Consider the following 13,404-nt stretch of genomic DNA (forward strand, 5'->3'; position numbering starts at 1 on the left):
CCCGGTTTGAATGTTGGAAAACGACGCAGCCGTCACACGGCCGTCATGTGCGAGGAGGGTGCCGGGTGCTGGACGAAGTGGATCTCGCGCTGGTGGACGCCCTGCAGATCAACCCGCGAGCGAGCTGGACCGCGCTGGCCGAGGTGCTGGAGCTGGCGCCCATCACGCTGGCCCGCCGCTGGCAGCGGCTGACCGACGCCGGTGCCGCCTGGATCACCGTGGCGCTGGGCAACAGCTCCGCGAAGGGCGCGACCGTCGAGTTCGCCTGCGCACCGGGTAGTGCGGTGCAGGTCGCCGAGCGGCTCGCGGAGTTGCCGCACGTGATCACCGTCGGCGTGACCACCGGCGAGTACCAGGTGTTCGCGCTTGTCATGGCGCCGACGCTGGGTGCGATCTCCAACGTGCTGCTGCGGACCCTGCCGCTGCCGAAGGAGGTCACCAAGGTCCGCAGCCACGTCTTCGGAAGCACCTTCGGCGGCATCATCTGGCGGCTGGGCGTGATGAACCGCAGCCAGGCCGAGCAGGTCCGGGAGTCCGTGGGTCCGCCGCCGCGGGAGATCCGGCCGTTCGGCGCCGCCGACCGCGCCCTGTTCCTGGCGCTCGGCCACGACGGCCGCCGCAGCTACGCGAGCCTGGCAAGCGAGCTGAACGCCTCGCCCCAGGCTGTGAAGCGCCGCCTCGACCGGCTCCGCCGGCACGGCGACATAACATTCCGCTGCGACGTGGCCCGCCCGCTGGCGGGCTGGCACACGATGGCGCTGCTGTGGCTGACGGTTCCCGACACCGAGGTGCAACGCATCGGCAAATCCCTGGGCAGCTGGCCGGAAACCCGGCACTGCGCGGCGGTGACGAGCCCGACGAACCTGGGCCTGATCGTGGGCCTGCGCTCCCTGAACCACCTGGACGAACTGCTGATCCGAATCGCCCACGAACACCCCGACGCCAAGGTGGTGGACCGCAAATTGGTCCTGCGGACGACGAAGGTCCACGGACGCATCCTCGACGACCAGGGCCAAAGCGCCCGAGTCGTCCCGGTAGACCCCTGGGCGGCCCTCCCGACCTGACGGGCCCGCGAGCCCTTTGGGCACCTATGGCAACCCAACGACTCACGGACCGACCGGCAGCGTCACCCCGTTGCCGAAGGCTCGGCCAAGTGGGACCCGTGAGTACTTTTAGGCGCTATAGCAACCAAAAACGCTCACGGGCCCTGAAGCGCGGCCCCCAGGACCCCCAGGACCCGTCCGCGACGCCGTGCGTTCCCCAACTCGTCCAGGAAGTCACGCTCGCCGACCTGCCAGCGCTAGCCGGGGGCGTGGTTATGAACTCGTGGACGCCGGGTGTCGCGGTGCACCGGATCGGCTCCGCGTCCCTGCCCGAAGCCCTTCTTGGAGTTGCTCCACCGGGCCTACCAAGCGGAACCACTCACGACACAGTGACAACCGGTCCGACTCCGACGTGAAGCCAGTGCCGGCGATCTCAGCCGAAGCCGAAACCTCGCCCAACCATGCCATACGGTTTGGTATGGCCGCATCGGAAGCGAGGAGAGGTCCGGGATGGTGACCAAGCAGGAATGGCTGGACGAGGGCCTGGCGATCCTCGCCGAACTCGGCGCCCCGTCGATCACGATCGACCGACTGTGCCAGCGGCTCGGCATGACGAAAGGCTCGTTCTACCACCACTTCCAGGGCATGCGGGGCTACAGAACGGCACTGCTGGAGCATTTCGAAGCGAAGTGCACAACCCGCCTGATCGACGAGGTCGAGCGCGGCCCGTCCACTACCCCACGAGCGAAGCTCGACCACCTCCTGGACCTGGTGGCATCGGCGAAGCACGAACACGGCCCGGACCTCGACGTCGGCATGCGCGCCTGGGCGCTGCAGGACGAAGAGGCCAAGCAAACCCAACAACGCGTCGACCGAACCCGCTTCGACTACCTGCGAATCCTGACCAGGGGCCTGGGAACGGATCCGCAAACGGCGGCCGACATAGCAGATCTCCTCTACCTGACCCTGATCGGCGCGGGCCACATGGTCCCACCAACGAAACCGGCAGAACTGCGAAGACTCTTCGCCCAGCTAATCCGATTCGGCACTGGCGAAAACCCGCGGGGAGACAACCGATGACCCCACACAGCACGGTTCAAGCGGTCGAAGACCTACTCGAAGACGCCGACCACGTAGACACGGAAACGGTCCGCACAACCACACCGCTAAGGGTGTTCATCGCTGCCGCCCCGAGCCGGCGATCGCCATGGATGCGCCTGCTGTGGCGAGCCAGGAAAGCGCTCGCGGTGGCGCTACGCCTACGCGACACCAAAGTCCCTAACGGCGACCGAATCAGCCCAGAGGAAGTCAGCTTCACCCCAGGGGACAAGCTCGCGTTCTTCACGGTCAAAGGCGGCGAAGAGGACCGCTACTTGATCCTGGAAGCGAGCGACAACCACCTGGTCGGCTACCTGGCGCTGGTAGCCGAGCCGGCAGAGGAGCGCATGAGCGCCACAACGGTGGTCCACTACAAAAACTGGAGGGGTCGCCTGTACTTCACAGTAATCCGCCCGTTCCACCACATGATCGTGAAAAGAATGCTCCAAGCAGCAACTACAACCAAGCAAGACACAAAGGAGTAGAGACCCCAGCAGCAAAGCAACGACGCCCCGAACCTGGCACCCGCACGAGGGCTGGTCGCCACCCAGGCCCGGAACGGCCCCTAAGGGCGGGAAGCCGACGCAACCCCACCACCGCACCGTGGGGGGCGGGGGCTCGCCCCCAAAAATAATCGCGCAAGAGAAAAGGCCAAGCGCCCCGCGCGAGCAGGGCATTTCACTCGCACGGAGGTACCGGGAATCAAACGGAAGGCTGGTCCGAGAGCAAGCCGGGAACGCTCCCCAACGCAAGGAGCCCACGGAACTCCACCACCGCACCGTGCGGGGTCTCGGGGGGCTCGGCCCCCCGGCCAACACAACGAAGAGAGCCCTGTCTGCGCTTTCCGCAGACAGGGCTCTCCTAGCTCTCGAAGTGGAGGTTGAGGGAGCTTATTACAACTCCGCCGGAAGGCTGGTCAGTGAGCAGGCCGGGAACGCCACCCCATGCAAGGAGCCGACGGAACGTGACCACCGCACCGTGGGGTCTGCGGGGGCTCGGCCCCCGCAATCGAATCCGGAACGAGAAAAGGCGAAGCGCCCTGCGCGAGCAGGGCGCCCCACCGAGTGGAGGTGCCGGGAATCGAACCCGGGTCCTCCGTCGCCTCACCAAGACTTCTCCGTGCGCAGTCCGCTGTGTCTCTGCTCGGCTTCACCGGTCTCGCGAACTAGCCGGTGTGACAAGCCCAGTCGCTGTTCGATGTCCCGCCAGGTCCCGCGACCGGACCTGGCGGTAAGAGCCTCCTAGATGATGCCGGATCCCGGGTCGGAGGCAGTCCCGGTCCGACAGAGTCGCTCCTCGCTCAGGCGGCGAGGGCGAACTCGCGCTGACTCTTGTCGGCGCTTATTCAATTGCGGCGACTCTCACGGTGGTCTCCCGCCTGCACCGGCACGCTTCCCTTGGATCAACGTACGGAGTCGAAACCGTTCACCCCCTTGCCGCCGGTTCGGCTTTCGAACCGGTGTACACGTACACCAGCATAACGCCTCACTTCCCGGCGATCATTCCCATATCCCTCAAACGATCAAGTTCCTAGCCCGAGCAGCCTGGACGGCGTGCCGTGCAGCACGGCGCGCAGGAAGTCCGCGCCGAGCCGGTCGTCGGCTTCGGCCCAGCTCGCGATGGCCGCGAGCTGCTCGGCGTACGGGTAGGGGATATTCGGGAAGTCGGTGCCCAGCACGATCCGGTCAGCGTGCGCCGCCAGCCTGGCCGACCAGTCCGCGGGCAGCGGAGCGATTCGCTCGGTGAAGGCGACGCCAACCATCGTGGTGTCGAGGTGCACGCCCGGATAGCGGTCCACGAGGTCCAGCGCCGCCGCGTAGTCGGGCATTCCCGCGTGCGCCAGCACCGCGACCAGTCGCGGGTGGCGCCGGAGCACGCCCTCGAACACGTCGAGCCCGGTGTACTCGCCCTTCCGCGGACCGTCGCCGCAATGCACCACGACCGGCACACTCGCCTCAGCCAGCAACCCCCACGCGGGATCGAGCAATGCGTCGCGCGGGTCGAAAGCACCGACCTGGACGTGCGCCTTCACGCACCGCGCACCGGCATCGACCGCTTTGGCCAGGTAGTCCGCGACCGAGGGCTCCGGGAAGATCGTCGCCGTCGGCACCGCGTCGGGGGTGCGGTCGGCGAAGTCGAGCGCCCAGTCGGTCAGCCAGGCCGACATGCCCGGCCGGTGCGCGTAGACCAGCGGCGCGAAAGTCGTCACCCCGAGATCGCGGAGCGCCTGGAGCCGGGCTTCCTCGGTGTGCCGGTAGTGGATCGGCCAATCGAAGCCGTAATGCGTGGTCCCCTCGTCGAAGTAGGCCCAGACCTTGCGCAGCACCCGCTCCGGCAGGAAGTGCGTGTGGATGTCGACCAGCCCGTGCAGCCCCAACTCGGCCGTCCAGACCGGGACCGCCGCATCGTTGCGCGGCGGCACTACCGCATGCCCTTGCGCGCGCGCCCGATGGCCTTCTGCATCTCCCTGTCCGCGTCACGCTTGGCCAGGTCCTGCCGCTTGTCGTGGGCCTTCTTGCCTCGTGCTAGGGCGAGTTCGACCTTCGCCTTGCCGTCGCTGAAGTACAGCGACATCGGGATCAGGCTCAGCCCGCTCTCCTTGATCTTGCCGATCAGCCGGAGGATCTCGTGCTTGTGCAGCAGTAGTTTGCGGGACCGGCGCGGCTCGTGGTTGGTCCACGTCCCCTCGGTGTACTCGGGGATGTGCACGTTGCGCAGCCAGACCTCGCCGTCGTCGACGGTGGCGAATCCGTCGACCAGCTGCGCCTTGCCCTGCCGCAGGCTCTTGACCTCGGTGCCGGTCAGCACGATGCCGGTCTCGTAGGTGTCCAGCACCGCCCAGTCGTGCCGCGCCTTGCGGTTCTGCGCGATGACCTTGCGGCCGCGTTCCTTCACCATACGAACAACTCTAGCTTTCGTGTCACGTGACTTTCGGTACGGCGGTTCGCAACGCGAATCGCGGTACCGGTAATCCCGCTACAGCCGCTGATCTTTGTCTTTGAAGCGCCAGAGGCGCTTAGCCCACCTAAGCAACCGGCACCGCCGCGGGTTCTCAGACGTCGTCTGGCGAGGACAGCCCCGGCGTGGCGGCATTCATGAGCCGGGGATCCCGGAGACCAGGCGGCGTCTGAGGTTCCGCTACCCGCACCGCCACGCAGGACGAGCCTGGAAACAACCGCTACAGCCGGACGTAGAGGCGGAGCGTGACGTAGCCGGTGACAGCCGAGACGGCCGCCGCGACGAGCAGCAGGATCGGCGAGACCAAGGCGATGTCGCCCCATTCCACACGGGGGATGATGCCGGTGCCGAACACCGGCGACAGGGCCCGGTCGAGGAATGCCACCTTGATGATGACGAGGCCGATGATCCCCAGGAACGCACCGATCAGACCGGAGACCACCGCCTCCAGCAAGAACGGCAACTGCGTGTACCAGCGAGTAGCACCCACCAAGCGCATGATGCCGGTCTCAGTGCGCCGAGTGAACGCCGAAAGCTGGATCGTGTTGGAAATCAGCAGCAGCGCGGCGAGCGCCTGGACCAGCGCGATGAAGAACGCGCCATTGCGGACGACATTAAGCCCGTCGAACAGCCGGTTGAGATAATCGGCCTGGTTGACGACGCTGTCCACACCGGGACGCCCGCTGAACTGCTGCTGCAGCGCCGGGAAGCGTTCCTGGTCGGACAGCTTGACGCGCAGCGAGGCCGGCATCGCCTCGGCGCGGGCGACGTCGCGCAGCTCAGGCTGCGACTCGAAGACCTTGTTGAAGTTCTCGAACGCCTTCTGCCGGTTCTCGAAGGCCACCGACTCCACGCCAGGCACGCGCTTGAGGTCGGCCATGATGCTCGCGCAGGGCTGCTGGGTGCAGTCGTTGTCGTTGGCGCTGACGTCGTCGGTCATGAACACCACGACCTCGACGCGGTCCTGGTAGGTCTCCTGCATCTTGTCGATCATCCGGACCACGAGGAGACCTCCGCCGAGCAGACCGACCGAGATGGCGGTCGTCAGGATCATCGCGATGGTCATCGTCACGTTGCGCCGAAGGCCGTTGACGACCTCGCTGAATACGAAGCTCGCGCGCATCTTGTGTCAGCTTTCCTGCCGGTCGGGGGTTTTGTCCTCAGGTGCGGGTCGGGTGCCGTCGGGGCTAGGTCGTGTCTTATAAGCGGCGGTAGCCGCTTGCGGTGTGGGAATCAACTCGCACCGCCGCGGGTTCTCAGATGTCTCCTCGCGAGGACAGCCCCGACGTGGTGAATGGCATTCATGATGCCGGGGATCCCCGAGCGAGGTGGCATCTGAGGTTCCGCCACCCGCACCGCTACGCAAACCAATTTCGAAACACTCCCTAGCGGCCGACGCCGTAGACGCCGCGGGCATCGTCGCGGACGACCCGGCCGAGGCTGAGCTCGACGACGCGGCGCCGCATCGAGTCGACGATGGAGTGGTCGTGCGTGGCCATGACCACCGTGGTGCCGGTGCGGTTGATCCGCTCCAGCAGCAACATGATGTCCTGGCTGGTGTCGGGGTCGAGGTTTCCGGTCGGCTCGTCGCAGAGCAGCACCAGCGGCCGGTTGACGAAGGCCCGCGCGATCGCGACGCGCTGCTGTTCACCACCGGAGAGCTCGTGGGGCATCCGGTCGGCCTTGCCCTCCAGGCCGACCAGCTGCAGCACCTGGGGCACCACGCGGCGGATGTCGTTGCGGGGCTTGCCGATCACTTCCAGCGCGAACGCGACGTTCTCCGCGACGGTCTTGTTGTTCAGCAGCCGGAAGTCCTGGAACACGCAGCCGATGCGCTGGCGCAGCCGGGGGACGCGGCGCCGCGGCAGTTTCGCGACGTTCCAGTCGGCGACGAAGACCCGTCCGCGAGTGGGCACGTCCTCGCGCAGCAGCAGCCGCATGAACGTCGACTTGCCGGACCCGGAGGGCCCGATGAGGAACACGAACTCGCCCTTTTCGATGCCCACCGAGACATCGTCGAGAGCGGGCCTGGTCGACGTCTTGTACGTCTTGGACACGTGCTCAAGGCGGATCACGGGGCGTGAGTTTACCTGCGACCGTTAGGGGGACATCACTCACCCGGACCGGCGGCTGTACCGGCGATCACCTGCGGGTTCGTCACCGGTCAGGGCCCTGCGCGCGGTACTGGTCAGGCCACGCTCTGTTGCTGGCGGCGCCAGCGGATGCCGGCCTCCAGGAATCCGTCGATGTCGCCGTCTAGCACCGCGTCGGGGTTGCCGACCTCGTGCTCGGTGCGCAGGTCCTTGACCATCTGGTACGGGTGCAGCACGTAGGAGCGCATCTGGTTGCCCCAGCTCGACCCGCTGTCCTTGAGGGCGTCCAGCTCGGCGCGCTCCTCCTCCTTCTTGCGGGCCAGCAGCTTGGACTGCAGGACGCGCATCGCGGCGGCCTTGTTCTGCAGCTGCGACTTCTCGTTCTGGCAGGACACCACGATGCCGGTCGGGATGTGCGTGATGCGCACGGCGGAGTCGGTGGTGTTCACGCTCTGCCCGCCGGGGCCGGAGGAGCGGAAGACGTCGACCCGGATGTCCTTCTCCGGGATGTCGACGTGGTCGGTCTCCTCCACGGCCGGCAGCACCTCGACGCCGGCGAAGGAGGTCTGCCGCCGGCCCTGGTTGTCGAACGGCGAGATCCGCACCAGCCGGTGGGTGCCCTGCTCGACCGAGAGGGTGCCGTAGGCGTAGGGGGCGTTGACCCGGAACGTGGCCGACTTCAGGCCGGCTTCTTCGGCGTAGGAGGTGTCGTAGACCTCCGCCGAGTAGGAGTGCCGTTCGGCCCAGCGCAGGTACATCCGCATCAGCATCTCGGCGAAGTCGGCCGCGTCGACGCCGCCGGCCTCGGCGCGGATGGTCACCATCGCCTCGCGCTGGTCGTACTCGCCGGAGAGCAGCGTGCGCACCTCGAGGACTTCGAGGTCCTTCTTGAGGCGGTCCCGCTCCTCGTCGGCCTCGGACAGCCCGGCCGAATCGTCTTCGTCCTCGCTGAGCTCGTAGAGCACTTCGAGGTCTTCGAGGCGCTGCCGCAGCTCGGTGATCTTGCGCAGTTCGGCCTGGCGGTGCACGAGCTGGCTGCTGACCCGCTGTGCGTGCTCGACGTCGTCCCACAGGTCCGGCTTGGCGGCCTCGGCCTCGAGCTCACCGATATTCGCGCGCAGCGCGGTCAGATCCATCACGCTCTCGATGCCTTCGAGGGTGTTGGACAGTTCTTTGAGCGAGGCAGCGACGTCGGGATTCACAGTGCTCAGCGTACTTCACTGAGCACGGGCCGCCCACGAGGACGGCCCGTTTCCGGCCGTGAGCGGTTCTGGCCATCGAGGTGACCCCCGCCACTCACGACGGTTCGGCCCGGGAACTCAGTCCGGAATCGAGTCCAGCAGCTTGATGATCGCCCGGTTGTAGGACACGGTGAAGTCCGCGGCCGCCTTCTCGTACGGGTCGGTCACGGCCTTGGCCGCGTTCTTCGCCTCGTCCATCTTCACCGCGTACTGGGCTCGGGCCGCCTCGACCAGCCCGGAGCGCTGCTTCGGCGTCAGGGAACCCGAGTAGACGAGCCGGAGGATCAGCGGGCTGCGGACGTTGTCCGGCCCCGGTTCGGTGTTCAGCCACGACTTGAAGGCGCGCTTGCCGGCGGCCGTTATCGCGTACTGCTGGCTGGAGCGCGGACCCTGCTTGCCGAGGCGCAGCAGGCCGGCGTCGGTCAGCGCGGGCAGCTCGCGGTATACCTGGCTGCGGGTCACGCTGAAGAACCCTCCGAAGCGCTCGGTGGCGGCAGCAACCAGCTGGCCACCGGTCTTCGGACCTTCGTGCAGTAGTCCCAACAGGGCAGCGGATGTCGCATTCAGCTCGGTCACAACTGCCACGGTGCCATGCCTCCGCGTCGCTGTCCACAGTGGTCCCCAGTTCTGTCCACAGTGGTTGCAATGGACTGGTCCAAGTGGACGAACGATTGCGCCATTGGCGCGCGCTCCAGACGACTGGCGGGCGGCGGCACCGGACACGGGGCGCACACGTTCGCGGTCGCATGTCTGCACGTATTGCGACAAGGATTCGCACGGTTCGCCTGGATGGGGGGTCTTCGCGGCGCAATGAGGTGCTATCACGTTGTGGAGCAGCACAACTACGGCAAGTCACTAGCAATCTGCATTTGGCCGACAAGTTGGCGGCCGATGAGCGGCCGATTCAGGAGGTGCTGGGCGTGCATCGCAGTTGGTTGCGCACCAAGGTCAACGAGAGCAAGACGAAGATGACCAACAAGGTCACCGAACAAGCCAAACGAGCCAGGTCACTGGTACCCGTGCAGAGAGAAGGCGAAACAGACGCCTGCATGGTGTGCGGACGAGCGATGCGCCCGGCAGGAGTGGTGCGGGGTGAAGGAAGGGTCTGCTCCCCGACCTGTGCCCGTCAATGGGCCGAAGGCCTCAAATAACCGGAAGACCCAAGCAAAACGGTAAAGCCCCCGACCTAAGTCGGGGGCTTTACCGTTAGTAGCGGGGACAGGATTCGAACCTGCGACCTCTGGGTTATGAGCCCAGCGAGCTACCGAGCTGCTCCACCCCGCGCCGTCTTCGTTTTTCTCTTGTACGGAGTACTCTACACACCCCCAAAACCCCCGGAACAAGGGGGTCCCCCAAACCTCGAAAACCCCACCCCACCTGCAAAAACCCAAAAACCAAGCCGACAACGACCACCAGCAACCACCCGACACACACAAGCGCCGAGAACCACCCAACGCAAAGTCCACCTCAAGCCGCCACCCCAGCCCACACACCGAACGAAAAGGCTGGTCCAGACCCAGGCCGGGAACGCTCCCCAAAGTGGAAAGCCAACGAAGAGCGATCACCGCACCGTGGGGGCCTACGGGGGCTCGGCCCCCGTAGGGAAATAAGGACAACGGGAAAAGCCCCCGACAAAGTCGGGGGCTTCTACACCGTAATGGTAGCGGGGACAGGATTCGAACCTGCGACCTCTGGGTTATGAGCCCAGCGAGCTACCGAGCTGCTCCACCCCGCGTCGTTGTGTACCCAACCTTACGGGGCGATGAAGCGTATTGCAAATCGCCTGGCCACAAAAGTGACGCACGACATTCGCACTCGATCGGCCCCCCGGAAAAGCGACGGGGCGGGGACCGCCTGCACGATCCCCGCCCCGGTCGTCGGCGTCGATCAGCCGCCGCTGCCCTGCGCCTGCTCGAACCGCTTGACCGCGTCGTCGAGCTGCTGGTAAGCCGCGCCGAGGTCGGCGAAGTTGCCTGACTGCTGGGCCGCCCGGACGTGCCCCAGGGCCGCCCGGATGTCCGTCACCGCCTGGGACAGCTGGGGGGTGCTGCCGGGCGCCGGCGGCTGCTGGTTCTGCGCCGGCGGCGGCTGCTGGCCGTTCTGGCCCGGGTTGGTGGCCTGCCCCGCCCCGGAGCCGAACACCTGCTCCAGCGCTCCGGCCAGGGTCTCGGAGAACCCGACCTTGCCGCCGAAGGACACCAGCACCCGCGCCAGCTGTGGGTAGGAGTTCTGCTCGTTGCGCTGGATGTAGATCGGTTCGACGTAGAGCAGGCCGCCCGCGACCGGGAGGGTCAGCAGGTTGCCGAAGATCGCCGTCACGTTCGGGTTGTTGAACAGCGTCCGGTTCTCGGTGACCGCGGGCGTCGACTCCATCTGGTTCTGGACCTGGTTCGGGCCCGGTGTCGAGTTGTTGGTCGGCAGCCGCAGCACCGTGAGCTTGCCGTAGCTGTTGGGCTCGGAGGACGCCGAGACCCAGGCCGCCAGGTTTTCGCGGCGCAGCGCGGTGAGCGCGCTGGTCAGCTGGAACTCGGGCCTGTCCTGGCCCTGGACCTGCGCGAGCACGTAGTACGGGGGCTGCTGCCCCGCGGTCGCGGCGGCGTTACCACGGCCGGTCGGGTCGGACGGCACCTGCCAGAAGGTCTGGCTGGAGAAGAAGTCGCCCGGGTTGTCGACGTGGTACTGGGTGAGCAGCGCGCGCTGCACCTTGAAGATGTCCTCCGGGTACCGGAAGTGGTCGCGCAGCTCGGGACTGATCGCGCTCTGCGGCTTGACCACACCTGGGAAGACGCCTTCCCAGGCCTTGAGGACCGGGTCCTTGTCGTCGACCGAGTAGAGGTCGACGGTGCCGTCGTAGGCGTCGACGGTCGCCTTCACCGAGTTGCGGATGTAGTTGATCTGCTGGTTGGGCTGCCGCTCGACACCGGTGAGGGTGTCGTTGGTGGCCTCACCGAGCTCGGTCAGCTCCGAGTACGGGTAGTTGTTCAGCGTCGTGTAGCCGTCGACGATCCACTTGATCTTGCCGTCGACCACGGTCGGATACGGGTCGCCGTCGAGCTTGAGCCACGGCGCGACCTTCTGCACCCGGGCCCGCGGGTTCCGCTCGTAGATGATCTTGGAGTTGTCCCCGATCGCCCCGCTGAACAGGAAGTTCCGCTCGCCGTAGTTGGCGGCGAACACCATGCGCTGGAACAGGCTGCCGACCGGGACACCGCCCGCACCCGTGTAGGTGTACTGCTGCTGGTCGGTGTCGTACTCGCGCGGCGCCTCACCGGGGTTGCCGCCGACGATCGCGTAGTCGTTGCGCCCCACCAGCTCGCCGTAGTACACCCGCGGCTGCTTGACCGGGATCGCGCCCTGGCCGTTGTTGGCCACGTCGCTGATCTGGAAGACCGGGTAGCCACCCTGGGTGGCGCCCTCCTTGAACGTCGAGTCGACCCGGTCGGCCGGCGCGGCGACGAAGCCGTTGCCGTGCGTGTAGACGGTGTGCCGGTTGATCCAGTTCTGCTGGTTCACGGCCAGGCCGTCGGTGTTGATCTCGCGCAGCGCGACGAGATAATCCCGCAGGTTGCCGTTGGTGTCCCGGTACCGGTCGACGTCCAGCTTGTCGGTGAACCCGTAGAAGTTGTACTGCTGGGTCAGCTGGGTGAACGTCGGGGCCAGCACGTTCGGGTCGAGCAACCGGATGTTCGGGATCGTGCCCTTGTCCGCGGCCACATCGCTGGGCTGCAACTGGGTCCGGCCCGGGTAGTCGACGAACTGGACGTGGGACTCGCCGATGTTGAACGCCGCCTTCGTCGCCGCCAGGTTGCGCTCGATCGACTGCGCCTCCCGCTGGTTCGCGTTGGGGCGCACCGAGAACTGCTCCATCAGCGCCGGCCAGACCGCGCCGACCACCACGCTGGAGAGCACCAGCAGCACCGTGGCCAGCGCCGGGATCTGCAGGTTCTTCAGGAAGATCACGGCGAAGAACGCGATGGCGCAGAACACCGCGATGCACATCAGGATCAGCTTCGCGGGCATCACCGCGTTCAGGTCGGTGTAGCTGGCACCGGTGAACAGCGGGTTACGCGAGGACAGCAGCAGGTCGTAGCGGTCCAGGAAGTAGTCGACCGCCTTGAGCAGCACGAACAGGCCCGCCAGCACGGCCAGCTGGACGCGCGCGGGCATGGACAGCTGCCCGGAGCGGCCGGCCAGCCGGATGCCGCCGAAGATGTAGTGCGTGATCAGCGCGCCGATGAAGGACACGGTGACCGCGATGAATCCCCACGACAGCAGGAACCGCCAGAACGGCAGCTCGAAGGTGTAGAAGCTGATGTCCTTGCCGAACTCGGGATCAACCTGCCCGAACGGCACGCTGTTGAGGAACAGCTGCAAGGTCTGCCAGTCGGCCTGCGCGGCGAGTCCGCCGATCACGCCCACCACGATCGGCACCCCGAGCCCGAAGAGGCGGGAGCGCTCGGTGGCGACGGTGCGGTACCGGGCCAGCGGGTCGTCCGGGCCGCTGACCGGCACGAACACCGGCCGGTTGCGGAAGGCCAGCCAGAGGTTCAGGGCCAGCACGCCGCCGAGGAAGACGGCCGCAGCCACCCCCAGTCCGGCCCGGGACGCCAGTTGGGTGGTGAAGACCTGTCGGTAGCCGACCTCACCGAACCACAGCCAGTCCACGTAGGTGCCCAGCAATCGCGATCCGGCAATCAGGGCGACCAGCACGATGCCGCCCAGTATCAGCAGGATCCGGCTACGCCGGGACAGTTTCGGCATTCCTACCGGGGGCCGCATGGCCACAACGCACGCTCCTGGTGACGATCAGCAGGCCTTGGGCGATACCGGCGGACGGCCGCCCTCGTGATGTTCAACTCTACGTCCCGGTCGAGAAGTTCCTGGAAGCGGCTTCGCGAACTGGATTAAGCGGACATTTTTCGCAGGTCATCGGTTCGGCCGGCAGGAGGCGCCGACCCCGGCGGTGCGACC

The 13,404-nt window shown here is 66.6% G+C and carries 11 protein-coding genes, 2 tRNA genes and 1 other RNA gene; 4 read left to right on the plus strand and 10 right to left on the minus strand.

Annotated features, from left to right (window positions below; genetic code table 11):
* The first annotated feature begins 65 nt into the window (after window positions 1–65).
* From DL519_RS24905 to DL519_RS24915, 3 genes are all read left to right on the plus strand, one after another.
* Window positions 66–1,064: an Lrp/AsnC family transcriptional regulator gene (locus tag DL519_RS24905; RefSeq protein WP_190818376.1), complete on the plus strand. Its 999-nt coding sequence runs from the start codon at window positions 66–68 to the stop codon at window positions 1,062–1,064.
* A gap of 489 nt (window positions 1,065–1,553) precedes the next feature.
* Complete coding sequence (locus tag DL519_RS24910; RefSeq protein ID WP_190818378.1) at window positions 1,554–2,123, plus strand: TetR/AcrR family transcriptional regulator; 570 nt, start codon at window positions 1,554–1,556, stop codon at window positions 2,121–2,123.
* Window positions 2,120–2,626, plus strand: a complete 507-nt coding sequence (locus DL519_RS24915) for a DUF2867 domain-containing protein (protein ID WP_190818380.1) — start codon at window positions 2,120–2,122, stop codon at window positions 2,624–2,626. Before DL519_RS24910 ends, DL519_RS24915 begins: the two co-directional genes overlap by 4 nt.
* A 577-nt stretch (window positions 2,627–3,203) precedes the next feature.
* On the opposite strand, the gene ssrA is transcribed toward DL519_RS24915, so the two are convergent.
* From ssrA to DL519_RS24950, 7 genes are all read right to left on the minus strand, one after another.
* Window positions 3,204–3,574: a transfer-messenger RNA gene (ssrA, locus tag DL519_RS24920) on the minus strand.
* 89 nt (window positions 3,575–3,663) lie between these two features.
* The gene (locus DL519_RS24925) at window positions 3,664–4,563 is read right to left on the minus strand and encodes an amidohydrolase family protein (protein ID WP_190818382.1); all 900 of its coding nucleotides are present in this window, start codon (window positions 4,561–4,563) and stop codon (window positions 3,664–3,666) included.
* A complete protein-coding gene (gene smpB / locus DL519_RS24930) occupies window positions 4,563–5,039 on the minus strand; it encodes an SsrA-binding protein SmpB (protein ID WP_010693918.1) in 477 nt (158 codons plus the stop codon). Before smpB ends, DL519_RS24925 begins: the two co-directional genes overlap by 1 nt.
* Window positions 5,040–5,319: 280 nt before the next feature.
* The gene (gene ftsX, locus DL519_RS24935; RefSeq protein WP_190818384.1) at window positions 5,320–6,222 is read right to left on the minus strand and encodes a permease-like cell division protein FtsX; all 903 of its coding nucleotides are present in this window, start codon (window positions 6,220–6,222) and stop codon (window positions 5,320–5,322) included.
* 262 nt (window positions 6,223–6,484) lie between these two features.
* Entirely contained in the window at window positions 6,485–7,174 is a 690-nt protein-coding gene (ftsE, locus tag DL519_RS24940; protein WP_168586741.1) for a cell division ATP-binding protein FtsE, read from the minus strand.
* A 113-nt stretch (window positions 7,175–7,287) separates the two neighbouring features.
* Window positions 7,288–8,394: a peptide chain release factor 2 gene (prfB, locus tag DL519_RS24945; protein ID WP_190818386.1), complete on the minus strand. Its 1,107-nt coding sequence runs from the start codon at window positions 8,392–8,394 to the stop codon at window positions 7,288–7,290.
* 117 nt (window positions 8,395–8,511) lie between these two features.
* Window positions 8,512–9,009, minus strand: coding sequence for a PadR family transcriptional regulator (locus DL519_RS24950; RefSeq protein ID WP_190824199.1), 498 nt, complete (start codon window positions 9,007–9,009; stop codon window positions 8,512–8,514).
* 293 nt (window positions 9,010–9,302) lie between these two features.
* On the opposite strand from DL519_RS24950, the gene DL519_RS24955 reads away from it, so the two are divergent.
* A complete protein-coding gene (locus DL519_RS24955; RefSeq protein ID WP_223839515.1) occupies window positions 9,303–9,584 on the plus strand; it encodes a hypothetical protein in 282 nt (93 codons plus the stop codon).
* Window positions 9,585–9,643: 59 nt separating this feature from the next.
* Here the strand turns inward: DL519_RS24955 and DL519_RS24960 are convergent.
* The 3 genes from DL519_RS24960 to DL519_RS24970 all read right to left on the minus strand — a co-directional run bounded on the left by DL519_RS24960 (window position 9,644) and on the right by DL519_RS24970 (window position 13,212).
* Window positions 9,644–9,717 (minus strand) — tRNA-Met (locus tag DL519_RS24960).
* A gap of 374 nt (window positions 9,718–10,091) precedes the next feature.
* Window positions 10,092–10,168 (minus strand) — tRNA-Met (locus tag DL519_RS24965).
* Window positions 10,169–10,320: 152 nt separating this feature from the next.
* The gene (locus tag DL519_RS24970; protein ID WP_190824201.1) at window positions 10,321–13,212 is read right to left on the minus strand and encodes a UPF0182 family protein; all 2,892 of its coding nucleotides are present in this window, start codon (window positions 13,210–13,212) and stop codon (window positions 10,321–10,323) included.
* Window positions 13,213–13,404 lie beyond the last annotated feature (192 nt).

This window comes from Saccharopolyspora pogona, from assembly GCF_014697215.1.
In the GTDB taxonomy this organism is placed as follows: domain Bacteria; phylum Actinomycetota; class Actinomycetes; order Mycobacteriales; family Pseudonocardiaceae; genus Saccharopolyspora; species Saccharopolyspora hattusasensis.